This window comes from Deltaproteobacteria bacterium, from assembly GCA_019308905.1.
Taxonomy (GTDB): domain Bacteria; phylum Desulfobacterota; class BSN033; order WVXP01; family WVXP01; genus JAFDHF01.
The window spans coordinates 102,555-124,725 of record JAFDHF010000001.1; the positions used below are offsets into that span (position 1 = coordinate 102,555).

The 22,171-nt window shown below is 55.2% G+C and carries 23 protein-coding genes and 1 riboswitch; of the genes, 6 read left to right on the forward strand and 17 right to left on the reverse strand.

Features of this window, described 5'->3' with window-relative positions; genetic code table 11:
- Positions 1-82: 82 nt before the first annotated feature.
- The 5 genes from JRJ26_00455 to JRJ26_00475 form a co-directional block, all read right to left on the reverse strand.
- Entirely contained in the window at positions 83-1,393 is a 1,311-nt protein-coding gene (locus JRJ26_00455) for a sugar ABC transporter substrate-binding protein (protein MBW2055946.1), read from the reverse strand.
- Positions 1,394-1,529: 136 nt separating this feature from the next.
- Positions 1,530-2,924 carry a monomethylamine:corrinoid methyltransferase gene (locus JRJ26_00460; GenBank protein ID MBW2055947.1) on the reverse strand — a complete coding sequence of 465 codons (1,395 nt, stop codon included), beginning with the start codon at positions 2,922-2,924 and terminating at the stop codon, positions 1,530-1,532.
- A 511-nt stretch (positions 2,925-3,435) separates the two neighbouring features.
- Positions 3,436-3,675 carry a hypothetical protein gene (locus JRJ26_00465; GenBank protein ID MBW2055948.1) on the reverse strand — a complete coding sequence of 80 codons (240 nt, stop codon included), beginning with the start codon at positions 3,673-3,675 and terminating at the stop codon, positions 3,436-3,438.
- Positions 3,672-4,052 (reverse strand): hypothetical protein, encoded by a 381-nt coding sequence (locus JRJ26_00470; protein MBW2055949.1) that lies wholly within the window; start codon positions 4,050-4,052, stop codon positions 3,672-3,674. The genes JRJ26_00465 and JRJ26_00470 overlap by 4 nt, the downstream gene beginning before the upstream one ends.
- Positions 4,053-4,130: 78 nt before the next feature.
- Positions 4,131-5,630: an ATP-binding protein gene (locus JRJ26_00475; protein ID MBW2055950.1), complete on the reverse strand. Its 1,500-nt coding sequence runs from the start codon at positions 5,628-5,630 to the stop codon at positions 4,131-4,133.
- A gap of 170 nt (positions 5,631-5,800) precedes the next feature.
- Between JRJ26_00475 and JRJ26_00480 the strand changes: the two genes are divergently transcribed.
- Positions 5,801-6,220: an NUDIX domain-containing protein gene (locus tag JRJ26_00480; GenBank protein MBW2055951.1), complete on the forward strand. Its 420-nt coding sequence runs from the start codon at positions 5,801-5,803 to the stop codon at positions 6,218-6,220.
- Positions 6,221-6,222: 2 nt separating this feature from the next.
- On the opposite strand, the gene JRJ26_00485 is transcribed toward JRJ26_00480, so the two are convergent.
- Complete coding sequence (locus JRJ26_00485) at positions 6,223-7,629, reverse strand: dipeptidase (protein ID MBW2055952.1); 1,407 nt, start codon at positions 7,627-7,629, stop codon at positions 6,223-6,225.
- A 170-nt stretch (positions 7,630-7,799) separates the two neighbouring features.
- Positions 7,800-8,834: a hypothetical protein gene (locus JRJ26_00490; GenBank protein MBW2055953.1), complete on the reverse strand. Its 1,035-nt coding sequence runs from the start codon at positions 8,832-8,834 to the stop codon at positions 7,800-7,802.
- Between the two features lie 267 nt (positions 8,835-9,101).
- Here JRJ26_00490 and JRJ26_00495 point away from each other — a divergent pair, with 267 nt between their 5' ends.
- Together JRJ26_00495 and JRJ26_00500 are read left to right on the forward strand one after the other, a co-directional pair.
- The gene (locus tag JRJ26_00495) at positions 9,102-9,545 is read left to right on the forward strand and encodes a polymer-forming cytoskeletal protein (protein MBW2055954.1); all 444 of its coding nucleotides are present in this window, start codon (positions 9,102-9,104) and stop codon (positions 9,543-9,545) included.
- A gap of 135 nt (positions 9,546-9,680) precedes the next feature.
- Positions 9,681-11,102, forward strand: coding sequence for a trimethylamine methyltransferase family protein (locus JRJ26_00500; protein ID MBW2055955.1), 1,422 nt, complete (start codon positions 9,681-9,683; stop codon positions 11,100-11,102).
- On the opposite strand, the gene JRJ26_00505 is transcribed toward JRJ26_00500, so the two are convergent.
- The 3 genes from JRJ26_00505 to JRJ26_00515 all read right to left on the reverse strand — a co-directional run bounded on the left by JRJ26_00505 (position 11,099) and on the right by JRJ26_00515 (position 13,817).
- Complete coding sequence (locus JRJ26_00505) at positions 11,099-12,625, reverse strand: DUF2779 domain-containing protein (GenBank protein ID MBW2055956.1); 1,527 nt, start codon at positions 12,623-12,625, stop codon at positions 11,099-11,101. The genes JRJ26_00500 and JRJ26_00505 overlap by 4 nt on opposite strands.
- Positions 12,626-12,646: 21 nt before the next feature.
- Positions 12,647-13,084: a hypothetical protein gene (locus JRJ26_00510; GenBank protein ID MBW2055957.1), complete on the reverse strand. Its 438-nt coding sequence runs from the start codon at positions 13,082-13,084 to the stop codon at positions 12,647-12,649.
- 130 nt (positions 13,085-13,214) lie between these two features.
- Positions 13,215-13,817 (reverse strand): flavodoxin family protein, encoded by a 603-nt coding sequence (locus JRJ26_00515; GenBank protein MBW2055958.1) that lies wholly within the window; start codon positions 13,815-13,817, stop codon positions 13,215-13,217.
- Positions 13,818-14,212: 395 nt separating this feature from the next.
- Here JRJ26_00515 and JRJ26_00520 point away from each other — a divergent pair, with 395 nt between their 5' ends.
- Complete coding sequence (locus tag JRJ26_00520) at positions 14,213-14,668, forward strand: cyclic nucleotide-binding domain-containing protein (GenBank protein MBW2055959.1); 456 nt, start codon at positions 14,213-14,215, stop codon at positions 14,666-14,668.
- A 441-nt stretch (positions 14,669-15,109) separates the two neighbouring features.
- Here JRJ26_00520 and JRJ26_00525 read toward each other — a convergent pair whose 3' ends face one another.
- The gene (locus JRJ26_00525; protein ID MBW2055960.1) at positions 15,110-15,400 is read right to left on the reverse strand and encodes a transcriptional coactivator p15/PC4 family protein; all 291 of its coding nucleotides are present in this window, start codon (positions 15,398-15,400) and stop codon (positions 15,110-15,112) included.
- Between the two features lie 419 nt (positions 15,401-15,819).
- On the opposite strand from JRJ26_00525, the gene JRJ26_00530 reads away from it, so the two are divergent.
- Positions 15,820-16,413: a TIGR04211 family SH3 domain-containing protein gene (locus JRJ26_00530; protein MBW2055961.1), complete on the forward strand. Its 594-nt coding sequence runs from the start codon at positions 15,820-15,822 to the stop codon at positions 16,411-16,413.
- Between the two features lie 83 nt (positions 16,414-16,496).
- On the opposite strand, the gene JRJ26_00535 is transcribed toward JRJ26_00530, so the two are convergent.
- The gene (locus JRJ26_00535) at positions 16,497-17,096 is read right to left on the reverse strand and encodes a hypothetical protein (GenBank protein ID MBW2055962.1); all 600 of its coding nucleotides are present in this window, start codon (positions 17,094-17,096) and stop codon (positions 16,497-16,499) included.
- Positions 17,097-17,496: 400 nt separating this feature from the next.
- Positions 17,497-17,575: riboswitch (cyclic di-GMP riboswitch) on the forward strand.
- A gap of 91 nt (positions 17,576-17,666) precedes the next feature.
- Here JRJ26_00535 and JRJ26_00540 point away from each other — a divergent pair.
- The gene (locus tag JRJ26_00540) at positions 17,667-17,846 is read left to right on the forward strand and encodes a helix-turn-helix domain-containing protein (protein MBW2055963.1); all 180 of its coding nucleotides are present in this window, start codon (positions 17,667-17,669) and stop codon (positions 17,844-17,846) included.
- Positions 17,847-17,899: 53 nt separating this feature from the next.
- On the opposite strand, the gene JRJ26_00545 is transcribed toward JRJ26_00540, so the two are convergent.
- From JRJ26_00545 to def, 5 genes are all read right to left on the reverse strand, one after another.
- On the reverse strand, positions 17,900-18,526 hold the full coding sequence (locus JRJ26_00545; GenBank protein MBW2055964.1) for a DUF3786 domain-containing protein: 627 nt from the start codon (positions 18,524-18,526) through the stop codon (positions 17,900-17,902).
- Positions 18,526-19,851 (reverse strand): 16S rRNA (cytosine(967)-C(5))-methyltransferase RsmB, encoded by a 1,326-nt coding sequence (gene rsmB, locus JRJ26_00550; protein MBW2055965.1) that lies wholly within the window; start codon positions 19,849-19,851, stop codon positions 18,526-18,528. The genes JRJ26_00545 and rsmB overlap by 1 nt, the downstream gene beginning before the upstream one ends.
- The gene (locus tag JRJ26_00555) at positions 19,799-20,626 is read right to left on the reverse strand and encodes a DUF116 domain-containing protein (protein ID MBW2055966.1); all 828 of its coding nucleotides are present in this window, start codon (positions 20,624-20,626) and stop codon (positions 19,799-19,801) included. The genes rsmB and JRJ26_00555 overlap by 53 nt, the downstream gene beginning before the upstream one ends.
- An 86-nt stretch (positions 20,627-20,712) precedes the next feature.
- Complete coding sequence (locus JRJ26_00560; GenBank protein MBW2055967.1) at positions 20,713-21,654, reverse strand: methionyl-tRNA formyltransferase; 942 nt, start codon at positions 21,652-21,654, stop codon at positions 20,713-20,715.
- Positions 21,651-22,160 carry a peptide deformylase gene (gene def / locus JRJ26_00565; GenBank protein ID MBW2055968.1) on the reverse strand — a complete coding sequence of 170 codons (510 nt, stop codon included), beginning with the start codon at positions 22,158-22,160 and terminating at the stop codon, positions 21,651-21,653. The genes JRJ26_00560 and def overlap by 4 nt, the downstream gene beginning before the upstream one ends.
- Positions 22,161-22,171 lie beyond the last annotated feature (11 nt).

The window sequence follows — 22,171 nt, forward strand, 5'->3', positions numbered from 1 at the left end:
AAGCTCCCCAGGTCCTGCCTCTAATCTTCTCATAAGACCGGCAGAGGCGACTCACCCATCCCACACAGACGTCCCAGGTTGTCTACAGCTTGAATTCAGCCATGATCTGCCTGATCTTCTCAGCAGCCCATTTAGCGACCTTCTCAGGATCCTCGTTCTTTAACGTCACCCTTTGAACAGCATCTGGGATAACACGGGATCCTCTAATCGGCTGCCAATACGGGCTCGCCACAGGATTCCCCGGCGGTTTTGTGGGGCTGAAACCTATTTTCGGATCGCATGCCTTCAGCAGAACCTTTACTATTTCAGGGTACTTCTGAAGCAATTCGTTCTGCCTCCAAGCAGCCGCCTTGGCCTTTAGCACGGGCACGTTGTGCCCCGGAGTAGCCCAGAGAAACCTGACATACTGGTCACTTGTAAAAAAGAATTTCACGAATTTCTTACCCAACTCGGGGTATTTCGAATTTCTGAAGACCCCGATACTTTGGGGGGGATTCACAGTTCTCTGATACTCGCCCTTTGGAGGAAGCATCGCGCCGGTCTTCGGTAGAATCTCGGGATTGTACTGCTGCAGATTCTTCAGAGTTCTTCCAAAATAGATGGTCATCGCACAACTTCCGCTAACAAAGGACTTCATGGTGTCACTGTATCCCCATGTCTCGCTTCCAGGTGGCGTGAAAGGATAAAGGCTCTTGTAAAAACTGAGCGCCCTTGCCGTAACGGGTGAATCGAAAACCACCTTGCCCTCCTTGTCAAACACACTACCCCCCATTGGCCACAAGGCGAGTGCCCTGAATGTTTCATCAGTATACTCGCCCCTTCCGTAGGGCGTTCCAAGGGCAAAATACTTTCCGCCGCTCTTTTCATGCAACAACTTTGCTGCTTCATAGAAATCGCTCAGCGTCTCAGGTGGTCTTAATCCAATTCTGTCAAATCGATCTTTCCGATACCATATCACGACAGGCAGCATCGAATACGGGATACTGTAGAAGTGGCCCTCATAAGACGCCAGGCTGAGTGCTGCTCCATAGAAGGCTTCTGGACCACCAAGATCGACCATTACATCGTCCATCCTTGCCAAAGCGCCCTGAGCCGGCAAGGAGGTGGCATATTGAGACGAAAGCAGAGCGACTTCTGGCTCTGTCCCTGACGCCATGGCGGCAGTCATCTTCGCCTGGCGATCCTTCCACCCTATGTACTCAACCTCAACCTTGACATCAGGGTTAAGCGACTCGAATTCGCTGATCATCTTCCCGATAACTTCCTGCTGCCACGGCTCACTCTGGTCAGACCAAAACCTGATCTTTTTGGTTTGAGCCTCAGCTCGGCCTGGATTCAAGGCCAACCCGAGAATCCCCACGAAAACAAAAACCATGATGATCCGTCTTTTCATCCCGCTCTAACCTCCTTGTCTATGGACTTGACCGAACTCCAAAAAACACGGAACCCAGGATCACCTCCTTTCCGAACGGCACAACTTCTTCCCCGTTCCGGGTACAAACATCCCGTAGCCCCCGTAGCGACCACACCTAATCAAATTTCAGACCTCTGTTTTCCAATTCCCCTTTGACTTTTCCGTAAAGATCGAAATACTCCGACTTCACCTTCACGTTCTCGTAATCATAGAGTTCCTCGAAACTGTATCCAGGGGGTGCTTTTTCATGGGAAATATTCTCCTCATATTTGCTCAGTATGAAATCGATCACCTCGTTTGCCTCGTCTCGTCGCAAGGAAGCACTCGCTCTCGCCACCTCGCCTTCCCACCTGGGTTCCATGCCTGTTCCCTGGTTGGGCTTCACCAATACGGATTTACGACAGCCGTGAAAGATGTGCCCGCCAACACAGGAAATATGAACTCCAAGAGCGGCGATCTCCCACAGCTGCTGTTCAGTACCAGGACCTGCAGCAGTAAGTCCTCCACCCCCACAAATCAGGTTCGTATTTCTCACAAGGGCCTGAGTACTGACGTTCCTAACCCAGATAGTCGAGCGCGCCGTATTTATCGGAGGATTCTGGAGAAGACTAGCATTGCATACGTATCCTCTACCCCCCACGTGGTACACCATGACAGCACTTAGAGCAGAGGCTACGTTGACCAGCGCGCAACCCTCGGGGCCGCCAGCAAAGCCTCCTACTACTGAGGTCCAGAACGGGTTCTCCAGACATCCAGAGTGAAGGCCATAGGCGACCTTATTCAGCACTTCGAAATCTACCTTTAGTTCGCTTATCGTAGGGAGACTGATTGCATCTGTCTTCCTCAGTCCGTTCCCCGGATCAAAGGCTGAAATAGTCCCAAGGGTTGAGGGGCAAGCATCCAGCAAATGCAGCCCCGGTCTCCCCACGGATCTCAATGCCTCTCTCATCCACGAAACAGCACTCTTGGCGGCATGACAATCCAGCGGTGAATTCAACAGCCATTTCTTGCCTTCAATACTCTTCGGAGGAGGACCGTAGTAGATCCCATCTATGATTTTCTCTTGAGCCACACTTTTGTATAGTTGAACAAAATCCCGTCCTTCAATCGGGTTGCTCTCAACCACTCCACCAACTATGGTAGGTTTCCTAGGATCTCCGATTTTTCTCCGAATCAAGCGTCTCTTCTCAGTTCCCTCGCCTATCTCAATCTCTTCAGGCAACCGGCTAAGATCAACCAGAGCCTGACGGATTTCCTCTTCGGTAAACTGAATGACTCTCTCCGTATCCATACAATACGTCCCGACTTCTGAATAGAGCCTCAGACCGCCCTCAAATACCCGGTCTGCAAGGTCATCATCAGAGGGAATTGGAAACTCCTTATCGTATCTTATGCCATACTCCTTTACCAGACGAGACGTTGTATTGAAAATCCTAAAATCGAAATCCCTGAGCTTCATCAACGGCCCTTTGGTGATAGCCCTATCCGCCACTTCCCAAAAACTCAACATCGACGACCTCCCTCTCATTGCGAACACCCTCTGAGACATCCCTCACATCTATGTTCCTCTCTCATCAACAGGTGGCAAAAAGCCCGAACAACTTCCCGCCATTTCCAGCGTCCATAGCAGTATCCATCCTTTCGTCTAATCTCCGGCCACACGACACTCATCACTATCAATGGCAATCTTCCGTAATTCACCCATCAAGGCCTCTTCCATTTTCCCGGTCTCCGAGCCCAAGTATGTACCCAATCTTCTCAGGCCAGCACTGACGCCCTTATTACCAGATTGAGTTTCACCTTCTTCTAGCATAGCCAAACCACTTGGTCAACTACTTTAATCCATACCCCGGCAAGACGCCGTGGCCAGATCTGAGCAAATGATCCTTTCCTGATGCGATTGGGGGATAGCGCCAGCTGGAAAGAAGCAACAATCCAGAGACGGTCCGACGAGAAAAGAAACCGGTTTGGAGACGACGAAAGGTTCTGTATGTAACCTAGGAAACGGGAGGGGGACCAAATCATTCCGGAAAGCGGTAGAACTCCCCGGGACCGACTTCTATGAACACCTTCTCTGTGGCAAAAGCCTTCCAAAACCGCGTATCTCCAGTGGTGCCCCCGCAATGTCCAGACACGCGGTTTCCGCAGTTGTTGAAGTGGTTGTACCGGCTTCTCAGGAAAGGCAACTCCTCAAGCCGACACTCCTGAGCACTCAGGATCAGGGGAGCCCAACATCGGATCCGTGCCGAGATCCCGCTCATCGGGTCGGTCTCCCGGTCAGTTCCCCCATCCTGGCGAGGAACTCCCCGTGCTTTTTCAGATAGAGGAGGACCTCTCTTTCGGTCCCCTCCACGGTTACGAAGGTGATCAGAATCTTGCCACGACCCATGCGTTCCCCCATGTTCTCGACCGCTTTGATCTGAGATGTCGATATGGTATGGTCCAGATCCAACTGAAGAATGCTTGTAAGCCATTTGATAGGCCACCGGGGTCTTATCGACAGACAGTCACGGGACAGACTCACCTGAATCGACCCATAGGTGCTTGCCATGCGAGTCCACCGGTTTTTCAGGGATTTTGCCGCCGCGGCGGGCTCAAAGAAGAGAAGCCCTTCGCCCTGGAGAAAAGGGTCTCCCATTTTCCTCCTCCCCGGAAAGACCTGGCTCCAGCCCCCTCTGGGTCACCAAGCCCGACAGAGACCTCAGACGGCCGAACCTTACTTTTCCCGGTTTTCAATAAAGGCATCCCTGAGCAGCTTGCTCTGTCTCAAAAAGGCCTGGCGGGGGCTCCTTGTGTCTTTCATCAAGGAAATCTCCTGGGTGATAAGGCGCGTCATGTTGAGGATATGGGCCTCGCGCCCTTTTGCCTCCCGTTGATAGAGAGGGTGCTGCTGGTTGATATAGATCACCGTCCCCTCGGTAAAGCACTCGGGGCCGTTCTCTCCGAAATCATCGATACAAATCGAAACCCCGATCTGGCCGAATCTCATCCTTTGAACGACCGCATTAGGGGTCAGCCGCTTCACCTTGGGCGATTTCTTTCTCTTCTTGGTTTCCCGGGGAGATCGCCCGGACTTCTGCCCCGGTCTTCCCTCTTCATCCGGGCTCCCCTCCTTCTGCCTATCCTCGGATCTCCTCGAGAGAACTCCTGCACCACCCATCCCATCCCCTTCGCCAGCCAGGGGAATAGCACCAAAGGGGGAGAGATCCGGGTTCAAGGCCAGGGCCCTGTGGACCCTCTGAAGGGCCTCTTTCAAAGCCTTGCTCGCTCTCCGTTTCTCCTTGCGGCCTGCCAGACGTATGAGAACATCGTTTACATCACGGATCACCTTCTCCATGACCTTCAGGAAGACCTGGTATTGTGGGCTGTCCAAAACAAACCCCGAGCGGTCGGTGGTGATCGGAAGGAAATCCGCATGCACTTCTCCCCGGATTCGAGAGGCCACCTTACCCCAATGATCGAGCCCGAAGAGCTCCTTCTTAATGGTGACCTGCTTGACTTTCACTTCTATCCCAAGGTCCAGGGGAGACGCCTTGGAGGAGGGTAGAACCACAATCTCGCCGTGAACAGGACCAAATTCCGTACCCTCGAGAAAGGGGATCCGATGTCCGCTGAGGCTCCGTGGCGAGATCCTCATGCCATTTAGCCTGACAGCAAAGTTGGGAGCTTTAAGTGGGGTACCTTCCACAATCTTCCGGATCACGTCCTCAGGGTCAAACCGCCTTGTCAACCGCAGAAGGGTGACAGTCGTACCATCCCCCCTCTCCCTGTCAGGAGGTAGAACCTGGAGAGGGATCTTCCACTGGTCTTCAACCTTTTCCCACTCAACCCTGTCAAATGTCACCCGGGCGGCAAAGTCGCCCTTCTGGGTATAGACCTCGAATCGCTCGCATGCTGAAAGGCTCGCGAACTTCCCGATGCCGAACTGGCCGATCCTATCCCTATGAAAAATAGGAGACTTACTTTTGAGCAACTTTTCCGGTGAGCCGATATTGAAATACTGCCTCAATCCCTCTCTATCCATGCCGGTGCCGTTGTCTCTGACCTCGATAGAGTCGTCTGCCATCCTGATATCGACTTCGGTGGCGTCGGCATCATAGGCGTTGTTGACCAACTCCCGTATGAGCTCGATGCTCTCCGAATAGAGCCTCTCCCCAATGGTGATCAGGTGGCTCTTGTCAACGGTGACTGGGAGGTATTCCATGACGGACTCCATCGGCCATATGCATACAAGGGTATCTCAGACTACCTGTTTTTTCCTGTTTTGTCACCCCTGCCTCAGACGCGGCACGGAGACAGACCCCGGTACAAGACCGTGGCCGCCGGTATCGACAGGCGTCCTCCAGATTGAATTCCTCGCCGAAAAGTGATATAGGGACGATCATCATGATCCTGTCAGCCGGGATAGCAGTGGTCAGGAAAGAGGGGGGAGAGTGGAAGTTTCTCCTCCTCAGGGCGTATAGAAACTGGGACTTCCCCAAGGGGATCGTGGAACCCGAGGAAGACCCCTTAGAGACCGCAAAGCGCGAAGTGCGGGAGGAAGCGGGCATTGAAAGGCTGAATTTTCGGTGGGGTTCTGTCTTCAAGGAGACTGCCCCTTACAGCGGCGGGAGGAAGACGGCAAGGTACTATCTTGCCGAAACGCCCCAATCAGCCGTAGTCTTTTCCGTCAACCCCGAAATCGGGAAGCCCGAACACCACGAATATCGATGGGTGAGCTACAAGGAAGCCCGAGAACTCGTTCCTCCGAGGCTCCTGCCCATCATCGAGTGGGCTGAAAGTCTCCTGACAGGAACTGACCGATAGACCTATCGATTCGCCTTTCCTCCTCGGTCAACCGCTCCATATTCTGCGCCCAGTCGCTCGAAGAGCATCCCATAGGCCCTTTGCCCCCGTTCAAAACTTGAAAGACGAAAAAACTCGTTTGGCGAATGTGCCCCCTCGTCCCGCAGGGCGAAACCGAAAACCACGGTATGGACACCAAGATGCTCCAGAAACAGGGCGTTCACCGGGACGGTCCCCCCTTCCCGGACCCAGTAAGGCTCCCTGCCGTAAAGATCCCGCAGTACCGAGGCCGCGATACGCATGCCCTTGTGGCCTGCAGGCACAAGGTAGGGCCTCGCTCCGCTCCCGGTCCGGGTGGCCTCTACCTTTACGCCGGGAGGCGAAACCCTTTTCACGTGAGCCACGACCAGGTCGCCGATTCTGATCGGATCCTGGCGGGCCACGAGCCGGCAGGAGACCTTGGCATGAGCCGTGCTCGGCAGGACGGTCTTCAAGCCCTCTCCCTGAAACCCGCCGTAGATCCCGTTGACCTCCAGGGTCGGGCGTGCCCAGGCCCGTTCATATGTGCTGAAGCCCGGCTCTCCGAAAAGGCCGGAAGCACCCGTCTCTTTCAGATACCGCTCCTCGTCAAAAGGCACCCGGGCCAGCTGGGCTCGCTCCTCTTCGCTGAGGGAAACGACCTCGTCGTAGAACCCTTCCACCACGACCCTGCCGTTCCTGTCGTGCATGGAGTCTATGATCGAGGCCAGGGCATGGATGGGATTCGCAATCGTACCCCCATAGCTACCGGAGTGGAGGTCGTGATCCGGCCCCTGTACGTCGATGTATACGGCTACCAGACCCCGAGTCCCAAGGGTCATGGAGGGCTGGTTCTCATCCCACTGTCCCCCGTCGGCGCTCACCACGAGGTCGCACGACAACAGATCGCGATTAGCAGCCACGAACTCCGGCATCTGGGGACTTCCGATTTCCTCCTGCCCCTCAAAGAGGAACTTCAGGTTGAGGGGAAGCTCACCGCTGGTCTTCACCATGGCCTCTGTAACCGTAACGGGAATAAACAGGTTGCCCTTGTCATCCGAGGCGCCTCGGGCGTAGATCCTGCCCCGCTTTATCACGGGTTCGAAGGGCGGATTTTCCCACAATTCCAGAGGATCGACCGGTTGCGTATCGAAGTGACCGTATACCAGAACAGTCGGCCGGTGAGAGTCGTGAATCCACTCGCCGTAGGCCACCGCATGTCCCCCTGTGGGCATCACCCGGACCGATTCTATGCCGGCTGCTTCCATCCTCGCCCCTATCCACTCGGCCGCTTCCTGGACGTCCTTCCCGTGGGACGGCAGGCTGGAGATACTGGGAATGCGCAGAAACTCGAGCAATTCATCGATGAAGCGGCCCTGCTGCTGCCTCAAATAGATCTCCCAAGGACTCATGGCACACCCTCCGGGGTCAGACTTTGATTCTGAATTCGGGATTTCCCAATGTCGCGGCAACAACCCATCAAGGAGAGAAACGGATTCCAGGGCACAAGCCGGGATTCCTTCAAACAGGGATCGGGAGGCTCCTTTCCGACTTGCCAGCATCTGGACGGCGAGGCCGGGGATCAGGCGTCGGCAAAGAACTCGAAAAGACTGACCTTGGCTTCATCGAGGGCCCCCAATTCCCTCACACGCTCTGATCGTATCCCAAGACCCGAAAAAACCGGGCCTAGGAGCTCATCCACCTCGGTCTTAACCACCAGTATCCTCTCAGGCAGTCTCCCCTCCCTTTCGATGAGAGACAACAACTGGGTCAAGAACTCCGATCTGTACCTCCAATGGGGCGCCAGGAATACATGGAGGACGAGGCCCGAGTCATGATCCACACATAGCAGGGTGTATGGAAACCATGGACGCTCGGTCCCTTCCCTGACAGGGGTCGGAGAATAGAAGAAATCCACCTCCCACGCGCCCGCGTGATTCAAGGCCCTTCTCTTGATCCTTTGCAGGCGCAACTCGTCAAAGACCTCGTCTTTTCTCACCACTTTTCTTTTTGGTGCCTCAGGCTCAAGCCATGCGTCGCTCCATACGAAACGCCCCTCCTCCTTTCTGGGAATCCGAACAAAGACGACCCCCTCTCTCACCGGGGCGAGCAGGGTCCTGTTCTCCTTTACGCGGAGCCCAACCTCTCTGGCCTGTTCCAAGACCAGGGTCAGGTACTTAACCTCGTCCCCCTGAAGGTACCAGGGATAATACCCGGGAAGGTAGTTTCTGAAAAGGGGCCAGGCCTTGCGCCCCCTGAATCTCAATCCGAGCTGCCTGATGGTCCTCAGATCAGGTTCATCAAGATCTTCCCTGTCCTCGAAAGAGACCATGAGGCACTTCTGAACGTGGACGATGTCCATGTCATGAGCCCCTATCTCTCCTGCCTGGATCTTGAGGTAGCCCACCAACCCCTCCGTTCCAAGGTGGACCATCAATCCGAAGAGTTCCCCCAGGCTTCCCAAGACACAGCAGTAGCCCATCTCACCGGTGTATGGGTTTTGAACCCCAAAAAGCTCCGAATCGGCCATCCATCTCCACGACTGAATCCTTCCAAACCGGATCGCTGCGTCGTACAGCCGTTTCCAGTCGTCAATCACTCCTTGGTCTCGCTCCATCTCTCCGTCTCCGGGATCGCCGTCTTCGCGTCACCTTCCCAAAACGCCTACTCGACTCCACATTGTAAGGTAGAAACAAAGGGGAGTCAAACTGGGTTTCCCCCTGAGAATCGGGGAATATGCTTGGAAATCAAGACAATATGAGACATTTCCATCAAAAAGCATGAAGAATCCCTTCCCGGGAAATCGCCTTGACTTCCCCTGATAATCTGCTTTAATGGGATAGTCACCCCCTTGCAGGGGAAGGGGATCGAAAGGAGCGGAATCATGATGGGTAAAAGGAATGGGGCCGAGCTACCGACTACCGACGGGGTGAACGCCTTTATCGGGAAAAGGACGGTCTTCAAAGGAAAGATGAGTTTCCAGGGCATGTTCCGGGTTGATGGGAAGTACGAGGGAGAGATCATTTCAGGTGATTCTCTGGTTGTCGGAGAGACAGCCGAAATCAGTGCGCGGATCCACGTGAACACCCTGACGGTTCATGGAAACGTAAACGGCAACGTGATTGCGAAGAAACGGATACTTATCTATCCACCCGGCAGGATCCTAGGCGACATCCAGACACCCGTGCTGGCCGTTTCGGAAGGGGCGATATTCGAGGGAAAGTGCCGCATGACAAAACCGGGACAAGGTCTCGAACAGAAAGCGGCGCCTCCCGAGGCGCGGGGGGAAAAGACAAACACCCCGGAGTCAGAGAAGCCGGGAAAATAGACTGACTCGTCCGAGGCTCGGCAGCAGAGAGACCTGCCCTGCAGGCGGGCCGAGAAGAGAAATGGCTGTCAGAGTTGGTTTTGTGAAGGGGGCACTCCTGCCCTATCGTTCTCCTGTGAAAGGAATGGAAAGAAGATGGAGAGGAGAATCACGGCCTTGACCGAGAAGGGCCTCAAAAGAATCCAGCACGCCTCTCTCGAGGTTCTCAGGGAAGTGGGGGTTGCTTTTCACGACCCAGAGGCTCTCGCCATATTCAAGAAGCACGGGGTAAAGACCGAAGGAAAGACGGTCTTTCTCGAGGAGCGCCATGTGGCAAGGGCTCTTGAAAGCGCCCCTTCCAGGTTCACACTCTCAGCCCGCAACCCTGAAAGGGATGTGGTCATCGGAGGAAGGAGCTCGGCCCTGGTACCGGCCTACGGAGCACCCTTCATGGTTACAGAAACGGGGGAGCAGAGGAAGGCTACGATGGAGGATTACAGGTGTTTCTGCAAACTCGTTCAGACCTCCGAGTATATCAATATGAACGGGTTCTTGATGGTGGAGCCGACCGACGTGCCGCCGGAGACAGCTCACCTCGATATGCTTTATTGGGGGATCGTCTTGTGTGACAAACCCTTTATGGGCAGCCCCATCTCTCGGGAAGCCGCTATAGACGCCGTGGAGATGGGTGGCATCGCCTTTGGTGGAAAGGACAAAATCAGAGACAAACCCGTGATGATCTCCCTTATCACGCCCCTCTCCCCACTCCAATACTCGGCGGAGATGGCAGGTGCCCTCATCGAGTTTGCCCGATGGGGGCAACCCTTGTTGATTGCAGATCTGGTCATGGCCGGATCTTCAGGGCCAATGACTCCTGCGGGCTTGCTGGCCTTGCAGAGTGCAGAGATTTTGGCCGGTATTACTCTGGCCCAGTTGATCAGGCCTGGACTGCCGGTCGTCTATGGTGGGATCCTCTGTCCCACGGACATGAGGACAGGAACCCTTGCTATCGGGGCTCCCGAGACTTCCATGATGATCCCTGCAACGGCCCAGCTTGCAAGGTTCTACGGTCTCCCCGCGCGGGGGGGAGGAGCCCTGACAGATGCCCATGTCCCGGACATGCAGGCCGGAATCGAGTCGACCCTCGCCCTTGTAACCGCCGCCATGTCCGGTGTCCATTTTGTTCTCCACGCCTGTGGTATCATGGGATCGTTCATGGCCATGAGCTACGGGAAGTTCCTCGCCGACGAGGAACTCTGCGGGATGGTACTCAGGGCAGTTGAACCCATCGATACATCGGACAAAGCAATCGATGTGGAAACGATAAAACAGGTAGGAATCGGAGGTGAATACCTCACCCATCCGAGCACCCTGGATCACTGCAGGACGGGGTTTTTCCTGCCACGCCTGGCCAACAGGCAGGACTACGTGAACTGGAACGCCTCGGGTCGCAAGACCCTCGAGGAAAGGGCAAGAGCCCTGGTGCCCCAGAGGCTCGCCGCGTACAGAAAACCCGAAATAGATCCGCAGATTGAAAAGGATCTCTCACGGTATCTCGCCAGAAGGAAAAGAGGCTAGGGCTTGCTACGGAGGACAGGTTGCTGGATTGCCTTTCCCTTCTGCCTGCCGGCACGTTTGAGAAGCTCCCTGCGAATCATGACCATGGCGAGGGTATCCTGGGCGCAGTAATCGATGAGTGCTTTTCGGATCTTCTCTTTTTCCTCAGGAGGCGTATCCCCGTCGATCATGCGGAGATACTCGAGGCCGGCCTGTCCCCCCTCTTGGATGGTCAGGTGAGTGTACGACATGGAGGGCACGAGGGCGGGCAGGACCTTTTTGATCGAAAAAGAGCCGTGAAACAGCGGGTGGTAGTATCCTCTCCGAATCTCGGCATGGAGATCTCGACACCGGGTGAGGAGGGCTTCCAGAGACCCTCGGTAGGAATCTAGTTCTTCGGCCATCTCGGCAATCACCTGATTCTCAAAGATGGTGTAAGTGCAGATGGTTCCCCTGTCTCCCAAAGCCATCAAGAGGGTTCTGGCCACCTCTTCCACGGGGTATACGTCTCTGGCGCACAGGTAACCCTTGTGAATGAGAGTGCCATCCTCGAAGAGAACGTGGTCGGACCACTGGAAGGGAATTGTCTGATAGGGCCGGGTATCGGCGTATCTGGGGATGGCGGGAGCCACCGTCTCGAAGTCTAGAAAATGGATCGGGTATTCGTACTGTTCAAGGGCCTCTCCGAGATCAGGCCCCACGTACTCGGTGCCATGGATCACGCACTCTCTTATCCGCGCCTGGAGTTCGGACAGGTCAAAGGATTCAGGCACGTCCCGGATGTCAACGATACCCTCTTCCGCCAACTCGTCGAGTCTGTCCTGCCCTATTCCTGAAAGCTCCAAGACCCAGTGATCGGGCATGGACCGTCTGCAGTGGTTGAAAAACTCACACATGTAGGGCCTTCGGCAGTGCCTCGACGGATCAATTGCAGGAGGCGTCTTCCTGGTCAGAAAACCCTTTAGATTCCCGATAATTGAGCCGATTTCCTCCTCCATTCGGGCAACCCGACCCTTCAGGTCAATGAACACAAAAAACGCCTCGAGATCCAGTTCCCGGCCGTCATAGAGGTATTCCCTGTTCACATGGAGGATCCCGGCCCGCTCTATGTCGAATCCCAACCCCTTCAAGACGTAATACTGGACGGCCAGGTCATAGATATTCTCCTCTTTCACCGAGGTCCCGGACTTGACCTCTACGAGGTTCCAGCTCGCGCCCCCCGATCTCTCCAGAATGTCCGTACGGATCCGAACCCCGTCGAAAGCAAAAGCTCCCTCAAAGATGGCGGGAACCCGGCGATCCCTCACCGCCTCCCGGGTGGATCGGATCGCCTCTTCATGACGGAAGGCGGCCTCCTCGATCAAAACCCCCCCCGGATACCTCTTCCTGGCCAACTCTCCCACTCTCCGGCCGGTCCGGAACAACGCCTGCTGGAACGGTGACGGCTCTGAAGCAAGGCCGGGCTCATGGATCAGATACCAGAGTCGCAGCGGACACTGGATTCCGGCCAAAAACCTCGACTTGGATAGAAGGAGCGTCTCCATGTGGTCACATCCCGGAAAACTCTAGGGAGTCGATCGGAGATAGCCGTAGTAGGGGTCCCCGATTGCCACCATTGCCCTCTCGCCCACAACTCGGATCTCATCGTTGAGAAGGTTGGAGACCACAAGGTAAGCCCTCACGGTTCCATCCTGGTCGCTGATCCTCAGTACCCTGTATCCTCTGACCGTGGTCTGAAACTCCTCCAGATAGCTCACAGAGTAATCCCGCCCAACCTTTTCGGTAAAAGGGGTATGCCTCATGAAGACCTCTTTCCCGTCCCCGGGAACGTCGAAGAGGACGGCATAGCCCCCGGGCACAGGGCTCCTATACTCTGTAACCCCATAGACCTGCTCCGGAACAGACGAAACCTCGACAAGGGTCCTAATCATCTGTCTCTTCTGGCATCCCACCAGGATCAGCCCTGCCACGACCACCCCGGTCAGTATGAGATCCCTCTTCATGATTCATCCCTTCTCGAATTCCTTCGTAGCATAACCCGAAAGATCCTTCCGGCAATCGGGAAGAAGACATGTCTCTGGAGCGCGGTCCGGAGACTCCAAGGGCAGGTTGAAACCGAAACAAAGACTCCGCTTACCGGCCGTCTGCAAGTGATTCGGCCAGGTCGGCTCCAAGGCTTGAGGCTCTGGCCAGTGTCTCTCCTCTCTTGCTGACCATACCACGGTCGAAGATACCCAAGACAGCCAGTTCTCCTACGATCTCGAAACCCAGTGCCTCCAGGGGAAGGCGCATCGCCTCAAGGGTGAACCCCATATCCCTTCGGTCCTCCTGCTCGCAGACCGCGGCTATGACCGCCTTGCGCCCTTGACAGGCAAGTCGACTCGACCATCCTCTGGGCCGCTCGTCATCAAAGACATAAAAGCAATAAAGGCGATCGATAAAAGCCTTCATCCACGCGGTCACGTTGTAGTTGTGTGTCGGCGATACCAGAGCCAGACCGCGGGATTCCAGTATCTTGGGGTACAGGAGCTGCATCCCATCGTTCAAGCCGGTACATGTACCGTTCTTTCTACACCCCTCACACCCGATACAGGATTGGAAATCGTAATCCCTCAGATGGACTCTTCGCGTCACAACACCCTTGCCGCGAGCACCACTGAGAATGCTGGTCAGCAATGCATCGGAATTCCCCTTTTCTCTCGGACTCCCCCCGACGCCCAGGATCTTCCGCCCCAAGGGTTCATGATCCTTACCCACGTCTCCATCCTCCTCAGCACCAAGAAACCGCTTCTGGACTCTGTCACAATTAAAGGGGAAATTCCGCACAATGTCAACAATCAGAGGAGACCGGAGAGCCCTGACTTCTGCGGCACACCCTTCCCACTGAGCGACACGGCCGAAGCGGCGGGAACCTATCGGGGTTTGACGGCAAGGACGGAAATCTCTCCGTGCGAATCACAACACGGCCGGTCCCGGAAACTCAGGAGTATGAATCCAACGGTGGAATCACTCAAATTGAACGTCTTTGGTGTATAATCATACTGTAGGAGCATAGCCGGACTCGAGCATCCAGGAGGGAAGGAGAGCGAGAGGGTTCAATGTCTTTCTTCTGAAAAAAGGAGGGTAATGCCATGATCATCCAAGAATCCGAACTTTTCAGAGACCTTGGTCCCGAGGTCATCAACGAGATCGCTGAAAGCATGGTTGAAGAGTTCTACGGCAAGGGGTCCTTCATCTTCAAAGAGACCTACCTTGCCGAGCATTTCTACATTCTCGAGGAGGGCAAGATAAGACTCAGCGTGGGGGAGAAAGGCCGAATAACTCATCTGATCTCCAATCCGGGAGAGACCTTGGGCTGGTCGAGCTTGGTCGGCCGGAATACCTACACGGCCTCGGCGGAGTGTCTGGCTCCGAGCAAGGTGATAAAGATCGAGAAAGAAATGCTCAACAGGGTATTCGAAAGGAACCCTGCCAGTGGAATGGTCTTCTTCAAACGCCTGGCAGGGATCATAGGTGAGCGCCTGACCCACAGTTACTCGGCCCTGCTTTCGGCTTACGAAGGTGAGGCTCTTCCTTCCTATGGCTAGGAAGGAGAAGCCTCACCTGGATAGGATCTTTGAGTCTCTAACCGATCAGGATCGCTCTCGAGCAGAGACGGTTCTTCGGCCAGAGGGACGGGCACGGCAGAGGACCATGGGCAGGCGAAGGGGCTCCTCCCGAGGGTTTCACAACCCGCCACCGGCGGGTTGCTAAACCCCTCACGTGCCGCCGTAACCTATGGTGACCTTTTCTCCCTCCACGATTACCGGCACCTGCCTGACCCCGCCGGAGTGCTTCAACATTTCCTTGAGTCTGCTGTTGTCTGCCTGGACGTCGAAGAACTCTGCATCACCGCCGTATGCCGACCTGGCATCCTGGGTGTGAGGTCAGCCAAGCTTTCCATAGATGATGACCTTACCGCCCATTAGTCGAACTCCCTGTAGAACACTCTTCCGGAGATCTTCCTCGCCTCCAGTGGTAAGGGGAACCTACGACCCGCCTCCGTCAGCCTCACCGGCTTCACCGGGCTGTTCTTCCGCCCTCTCTTCTTCCGCTTCGAGGCCGAGGTCCTCGGACACTTTCTTGAGGTTTTCCATGAACTCCTCGAAGAGGCCCGCATTGAAACGTATCCCCTGCTTGGTAAAGCCCGTGTAACTCTGAGACTCGACGTACTTTCGGATGTCGACGTATTTCTTCCCCCGATACTCACTCGTCTGGAAAACCAAGCTGTCCATGACATTGAGTCTCATCCGTCCAATCTCTTTCTGATTGTCCGCCATCTTCCTCCTCTCATAGCCGGATCTTGACAAAAGGGGGGCCAAAGCAAATAGGATGCCATGCTCGCCTTCAACCCTTCGATCAGCAAAAACCGATCTTACCTTACTCGTGGCTCCATGGCAAGACAAATCCGGCAGCCAGGGTTTCCCCGGAACAGAATGTTTCTTTTCAGAATGTGCTCGGGGCAGTGCCCGCCGCTCCTGTAGTGTCCCCCTGGAACGAGAGGTTTCCCAGGTATGTGAGGCTCTCGGATTACGCTTGTTGACCTGGAAAGGCGATTCTGGTATCTTGATGGACGTCGCCTAGGCCATCACACGGGCTCTTCGGCATTCTTTTTGCTTGTGCACCGTGCGGTGGAGACAGAGCGAAACAAAGGCAGCAGAGTTACCTGGTAGCGGCTGGGTGAAGGAGAAATGTCTCGATGACAAAAAGGAGATGGTATCTGTCCCTTCTCGTTTTCTCTCTCTTCTGGTGGCCGGGGATCGGCAGTGCCGAGACCATGTATGTCACCGACCGCCTCTATCTCTCGCTCCGCAGCATACCGGACCAGGATCAGCCTGCTATAGCCCTTCTCCCTTCAGACACCAAGGTCGAGGTACTTGAAATCCAAAACAATTGGGCCCGGGTGGCCCTCGATGACGGGAGAACGGGATGGGTGCTGAAGAGGTTTCTGGTAAAGGATGTACCCAAATCCGTCGTTATTGAACAGTTGAAACAGGAGATAGAGAAGAAGGACTTCCTGCTCGATAAGCTACAGAGCGAGAATGCCTCGCGACAGCAGGAGATTTCCGACCGGGCCATGCTGGAAGCAAAGCAGAAAGCCCTGCAAAAGAAGATAGAAGCCCTGAAGAGCCAGATCAGCCAGCAGAAGAAACGTATCGAGGTCTCCACGAAGGAAGATACGGTCAAGAGGCTCAAGGAGGTCTATGTTACGGGTATTGTGGCCCTGTTTTTGGGACTCGTCACGGGATATATGTTGAGGAAGCCCAAGAAAAAGCGGCAGATATTCTTTTAGCCTCTCGCGCCATGCAGACCAGTTCTACCCTTCGCTGAAAGGAAAAACAGAAGATCAAGGGGGAGGATTCGCCCGGGGAGATTTCAATCTCTTCCTTCCGGCAAGCGGTCCTGGGCCGCGCGCTCGCCTTCTCCCTTGCTCGCCAGATACTCTTCCAACAAAGCCTTGCTGCTCAATCGGTTGATCCTCGACACCTCCAGCTTTATCTTACCGATTGTTTCATCTATGGGCACGAAATCTCCCCGGCCTCGCACCTCCAAAGGCAGTGGGTCCTTCTCCTTGGCCAGACGATGGTCCTTTTCCCCGGTTATGAGGTACCGGTACCTGGATTTCTCGGTTTCCAGTTCCTCTATGCGCCTCAAGTAGACCGCCCTCTGCTCCATGAAATGATCGAGTTCCCTCTGCTTTTCCTTTATCAGCTCTTTTCTCAGCAGAGTGAGTTCCATCTCGAGTTGGCTCCGTAGATTGGCGACTTCTTCCTTTGCCTGGGAAATGAGAATACCCTTCTCCTTGATGGCTTGATCGGTCCGCTTCACTTCCGGGGAACCCTGACCTCCCTTGATTATCTCACGGAGATGGACCTGCTTTTCGGATTCCAGGGTGTGGAAATCCTGGTTTAGCCCTTCCAGGCGCTCCTCTGCATGTTTCAATTTCGCCAGGACTTCTGATAGGGTGGATTCCATTATTCTTCCTCTTTGAGCCGAGAGTCTGAGCTCCCTATCGACCCGAAAAGGCCTTCTGCCACGGAGCTCTTCTAATAATACTAGGGACCGCTCCTTTTGGAAAGGGGAGAAAAACGGCATCCCTCGGGGAAAGGGTCCCCGGCCGTATCGCCATATCCCTTGCAACCTCGCCGCCCGGGGCTCCAGGCACCCATCAAGTGTTGTCAATTGCTGCCCAGATAAGCCATTGGGCGATGGATTAGTGTCAAATTTGGTCTCGTTCTATGAATCCATTTCATAGGTCTCTCGGGGAACGGCAATCGTACATTAGCGCAGTACATTGATTTTATTTGATTTTCTTCATCCACTCTTGCTGGCACGGGATTAGCATAACGGACGACAAAAGGACAGAGGCACCGTCTCAGAGAAAGGCCAAACCACTCGCAAGGGTGGGAAGGAAAGCCACGGAACCCTACAAGAGGGTCAGCCGGGTTGCCTGGGAGACACCGAGAACCGGACCAGCAGCCGGGCTTCCCTTAAACAGAAGGGGCCCGGCTTCTTGCCGTTGCGAACCGATGGAGGAAAGATTCTATGACACGGCCAAAAGGCGAAGTCCTTACCACCAAAGAGGCATGCAGGTATCTGAGAATCTCGAGGCCCACCTTCCTCAAACTGGTCCAAACCAATCAGATCAGGGCAAGAAAACTGGGAAGAGGCTGGAAGGTCCTCATGTCGGAGATCCAGGCCTATATGACGAAGAGAGAACAATAGGTTGCACCTCTTCCCGCCGCTCGGGCAGGGACATCCTTTCCCGCAAGGGTGGTTCACCTCGTCGTTGAGCTTCTGGCTATCAGTCTCTTGGACGTCATCTCACCCAGGACAACGACATCTTCAAGGGAGAGATACCTGTCGATGGATCGGTCAAAAAGAACCTGGACAGAGGGGGGGAACTCCTCGTCCCCTCTCCAGAGAACTAAGGTGACGGGCACCCTTGGAAGGATTACCAGGGAAAACGAAGCATCGCCAAAATCAGCCTGATTCCCTCCCATGGCAAGCCCGGCCCGGAGAAAATTCCCGGGCTTCTGCCCGAAAACGCGTATGAGGCCTTCTGTCACCCTCTTGTCGAAGACTCCCGCATACATCCTTCCACCTGGAATCTCCTTGTACGGAATCAGAGTGCCTTCCAGCTCTGTTCCGTCTGCTCGGATCAAATAGTGGAGAAGCATGATCCGGGTGACCAGTGAAATCTTATCTGTCCTAGGAGAGAAAATCTCGATTTCAGGGAAAGTAACGGTATGGGGATCCCCAAAAAAGGAGAGAACGATTTCCTCCTTTCCCTGCCTCACACGGTACTCTGCTCCACTGCAGGCCGCCATGTACGCCGGGTCACGGGATTGAATCTCCTGGCGGGCCACTTCAAAGGCCCGGCGATAGCTCTTCTGCTTCTCCATTATTCCCTCACCAGTCTAGCCGCAAAAAACCCGTCGGTGTTGTGACGATGCGGCAGGGTTCTGAAGAATCCCCTCTCATCGAACAGCTCCTCTCGGAAGAGACCGGGCCTGTCTCGATCCAGCAGGAAATCCTCTCTTGACCCAAGAAACCCCTCGACCACACCCTCGTTTTCCTCGTGGTACACCGTGCAGGTCGAGTATATGACTCTCCCCCCTCTCCTTGCCAGGGCAGCCGCGTTGTCGAGAATCCTTCTCTGGAGGGAGGCCATTCGCGGTATGTCATCAGGCCCCGTTCGCCACTTGATATCCGGGTTTCTGCGGATCGTTCCCCATCCCGTACACGGTACATCCACGAGGACCGCATCGAAAGGCTCTATCTGCGGAAGAGAGACCGGCTGAGTGAGGTCCCTCTTCAGCACGGTCACATTGGTGACACCCATCCTCTGACACGACTGCCTCAACTTGGCAAGCCCGGCGCCGTTTATGTCCAGAGCATAGATGCTCCCCCTGTTCGCCATGAGTTGGGCCAAATGAGTCGTCTTGGTACCAGGAGCCGCACAGACGTCGAGAACCCTTTCCCCCGGTTTGGGGTCGACGAGAAAGGAGATGAGCTGGGCGGCCTCGTCTTGGATCTGATAGTATCCGCTTCTGAGAAAGGGCATCTTCGGTACAGGACGACCATCTTCGATGACAACACCGTTGGGCGAAAAGCGGGTCGCGCAGGCCGAAAGCCCCTCTCTCCTCAGCCTGCTGATCAGGTCTTCCCGGTCCATGGCAAGAGTGTTGACCCTGAGAACGAGGGGTGCAGGCCGGTTGGAGGCCTCACAAAAGGCCCTCGTCTCCTTTTCTCCCCATCCGTTCCAGAGCTTGATCACTGCCCATAGGGGAAATGCCTGCTCCACTGCGAGAACGTCCTGAGGCGATCCTTTCGCAACAGGGAGTCCATCCATCCCGCCCTCCCGTATGATCCGCCTCAGGACCGCATTGACAAAACCCGCCGCATCTTGACTCTTGAGCCTCTTGGCAAGAATCACCGACTCGTTCACAGCCGCCCTGTCAGGCGTCTTCGTGAGAAAGAGGAGCTGGTAGACACCGAGCCGTAGTATGTAAAGGATGATCCTCTCGATCCGATCGAATTTGATCCTGGAAAAACGAGCGATCACCCAATCGATCTTTCCCCGCCACCGGAGCGTACCGTAGACCAGCTCGGTGACGAACGCCCTGTCCAGGTCGGTCAAAGACCGGTATTTCTTGAAGGCCTCATCCAGGACATCATCCGGATGCCGGCCCTTCGTCTCGACACGAATCAGGATTTCCAGAGCCACTTGGCGTGGGGTTTTCATTTTCCAAGAAATAGAGAAGCGCCTCTCGTACCCTCCCGATATCGACTCTAGTATTGATGCACGGCCCGTTAGGCCTTTCATTGAGTATCCCGATGACAGGGAGAGGATAGGCATCTTGGATCCCTGTCGTCAGATCGAGCTCACAGGCCACGGCCACGATCGCCTCGGGTCTGTTCTGCACGATGATTCGCCGGGCCAGGGTTCCTCCGGTTGCCACCGCGATCTGAACGCCGTAAGCGTCGGCGAGTTCAAGCAGGTCCTTGATTTCGCACCTGCCGCATTTGCGGCAGTTCTTGATATTCCCGGTAATCTTGACATCGCAGTCGAAATCCTGGATGCAATGGGGCAGCAGCAGGAGAATCCTCTCGGGTTTGATTCTCCGGTGGCAATTCGAAACAACCAATTGGTTGTTGACGGCGATAAAGGACTGCTGAACCCTCCTCTTGGAAATGCCCACCACCTTGCCCACCAAAACCATGAAGGGAAAGAGCACCTGAACCACAAGCCCCCTGAGGTTATGTGAAAGAAAGAGATCTCTTCCCAGGATTATTGTGAGAACCAGAAGAGCCACCCCAAGCAAGACCAGAAAGAGAAGAATTCCCAGACACACGGCGAGTATGATCGGAGCAAGAGGGCTGATGCGGGAGAGGCCGATATACGGCACGACCCACAGCAGGACCACGACACCCGAGAGAATCAAAAGGGTGAAGAGGAGAAGCCCTATGAATATCCTCTGCTGGGGGCGGGAATCTTCCATCGCAGCCCCGCTGTCAGATCGGTTAGGACAAACAGAAATTGCTCAACCCTCTGGGGATCGGATTCTCCGGATCCACTTCTGCCTGCTCAATCCCCGAGAACCGTCCCTGGTTCCAGGACGTGCCCCAAGACAAAGGATTGAACGGGAAGACGTTTCCTCCCCTCCAGTTGGAGCTCCTTCAGGACGAGAGATCCGCTGCCTGTGGCAACTCGAATCCCCTCCTGACCCACCTGGAGCACAAGGCCAGGCCGCTGGCTCTCGCCTCCCGGATCGACTTCCGCCCGAAAGATCTTCAGAATCCTATCCCCCAGCCGAGTGAATGTCCCCGGCCAGGGGTCGAAGGCCCTTATCCTTCTTTCCAGAACACCGGCAGGTTGATTCCAATCGATCCAACCGTCCTCTTTCTTCAGGGGAGGCGCGTAACTCGCCCTACTCGAATCCTGGGCAACGGGCTCTATCCTTCCCTCTTCCAACCCGATGATCGTCTCCACGATGAGCTCTGCTCCAACCTCTGCCAGTCTCGCCTCCAGAACAGGAGCAGTATCGACCGGGCCGATGGGAACGGGCCGGCTCACAAGAATCGGACCCGTATCCGTCCCCTCATCCATCAGTATGGTAGTCACCCCGGTTTCGGATTCTCCATTGGCGAGAGCCCAGTTCACAGGCGCCGCCCCCCTGTACTTGGGCAGCAGGGAGGCATGGACATTCACACAACCCATTTGCGGAGCTCTGAGAAGGGGAGCAGGGAGAATCTGGCCGTAGGCAGCAACTACTATCAATCTGGGGTTTACTGCCCTGATCCATTCGACAAAGGCGGGATCCCCGACTCTCTCCGGCTGAAGCACGGGAAGGTTGAGTTCCAGAGCAGTCTCTTTGACCTTTGACATGGCCAGACCCCGTCCCCTCCCCCTGGGTCGATCCGGCTGAGTGACCACTGCGACAAGCTCATAGCGGTCGGCCAGGGCGTGGAGAATGGGGACGGCGAATCCAGAGGTCCCCATGAACACGACGGACAGCGGCCTCCTCATGGCTGATTCCTGGCAGCCTTCCTTAGTTTCTTCCTGACCATCTCCCTTTTCAGGGGGCCGAGCCTCTCAACGATTGTCATACCGTTCAAGTGGTCGATTTCGTGCTGGAGGCAGATGGCAAGCATCCCTGTTGCATGTATCTCTACCTCCTCTCCATCCTCGTTTATCCCTCGAACCGTGACCTTCTCCTTCCTCTTCACGGTCTCAAACAGTCCCGGCACACTCAGGCAGCCTTCACTGCTTTCCACCTCACCCTCACCCGAAACTATCTCCGGGTTGATCAGTGCGAAAGGTTTCTGATCAGGCTGGTATGGGGTGACATCGACGACGATGACACGGAGATTCACCCCGATCTGGGGCGCTGCAAGTCCGATGCCCTTTGAGGAGTACATGGTCTCCCTCATATCGGCAATCAGACTCCTGATCTCCTCATTGATCTCCTTGACCGGCTCGGACTTCTTTCTCAATGCCGGCTGAGGATAGGTGACGACATCACGGAGTGACATAAGATCCACCT

Excerpts from the sequence above, each read along its gene's own strand:
- JRJ26_00505 (MBW2055956.1), bottom strand. The coding sequence starts at position 12,625 with ATGGAGACGCTCCTTCTATCCAAGTCGAGGTTTTTGGCCGGAATCCAG.
- JRJ26_00540 (MBW2055963.1), top strand. The coding sequence starts at position 17,667 with ATGACACGGCCAAAAGGCGAAGTCCTTACCACCAAAGAGGCATGCAGG.
- JRJ26_00520 (MBW2055959.1), top strand. The coding sequence starts at position 14,213 with ATGATCATCCAAGAATCCGAACTTTTCAGAGACCTTGGTCCCGAGGTC.
- JRJ26_00510 (MBW2055957.1), bottom strand. The coding sequence starts at position 13,084 with ATGAAGAGGGATCTCATACTGACCGGGGTGGTCGTGGCAGGGCTGATC.
- JRJ26_00530 (MBW2055961.1), top strand. The coding sequence starts at position 15,820 with ATGACAAAAAGGAGATGGTATCTGTCCCTTCTCGTTTTCTCTCTCTTC.
- JRJ26_00555 (MBW2055966.1), bottom strand. The coding sequence starts at position 20,626 with ATGGAAGATTCCCGCCCCCAGCAGAGGATATTCATAGGGCTTCTCCTC.
- def (MBW2055968.1), bottom strand. The coding sequence starts at position 22,160 with ATGTCACTCCGTGATGTCGTCACCTATCCTCAGCCGGCATTGAGAAAG.
- JRJ26_00560 (MBW2055967.1), bottom strand. The coding sequence starts at position 21,654 with ATGAGGAGGCCGCTGTCCGTCGTGTTCATGGGGACCTCTGGATTCGCC.
- JRJ26_00525 (MBW2055960.1), bottom strand. The coding sequence starts at position 15,400 with ATGGCGGACAATCAGAAAGAGATTGGACGGATGAGACTCAATGTCATG.
- JRJ26_00465 (MBW2055948.1), bottom strand. The coding sequence starts at position 3,675 with ATGAGCGGGATCTCGGCACGGATCCGATGTTGGGCTCCCCTGATCCTG.
- JRJ26_00485 (MBW2055952.1), bottom strand. The coding sequence starts at position 7,629 with ATGAGTCCTTGGGAGATCTATTTGAGGCAGCAGCAGGGCCGCTTCATC.
- JRJ26_00455 (MBW2055946.1), bottom strand. The coding sequence starts at position 1,393 with ATGAAAAGACGGATCATCATGGTTTTTGTTTTCGTGGGGATTCTCGGG.
- JRJ26_00545 (MBW2055964.1), bottom strand. The coding sequence starts at position 18,526 with ATGGAGAAGCAGAAGAGCTATCGCCGGGCCTTTGAAGTGGCCCGCCAG.
- JRJ26_00480 (MBW2055951.1), top strand. The coding sequence starts at position 5,801 with ATGATCCTGTCAGCCGGGATAGCAGTGGTCAGGAAAGAGGGGGGAGAG.
- JRJ26_00535 (MBW2055962.1), bottom strand. The coding sequence starts at position 17,096 with ATGGAATCCACCCTATCAGAAGTCCTGGCGAAATTGAAACATGCAGAG.
- JRJ26_00490 (MBW2055953.1), bottom strand. The coding sequence starts at position 8,834 with ATGGAGCGAGACCAAGGAGTGATTGACGACTGGAAACGGCTGTACGAC.
- JRJ26_00495 (MBW2055954.1), top strand. The coding sequence starts at position 9,102 with ATGATGGGTAAAAGGAATGGGGCCGAGCTACCGACTACCGACGGGGTG.
- JRJ26_00500 (MBW2055955.1), top strand. The coding sequence starts at position 9,681 with ATGGAGAGGAGAATCACGGCCTTGACCGAGAAGGGCCTCAAAAGAATC.
- JRJ26_00460 (MBW2055947.1), bottom strand. The coding sequence starts at position 2,924 with ATGTTGAGTTTTTGGGAAGTGGCGGATAGGGCTATCACCAAAGGGCCG.
- JRJ26_00475 (MBW2055950.1), bottom strand. The coding sequence starts at position 5,630 with ATGGAGTCCGTCATGGAATACCTCCCAGTCACCGTTGACAAGAGCCAC.
- JRJ26_00470 (MBW2055949.1), bottom strand. The coding sequence starts at position 4,052 with ATGGGAGACCCTTTTCTCCAGGGCGAAGGGCTTCTCTTCTTTGAGCCC.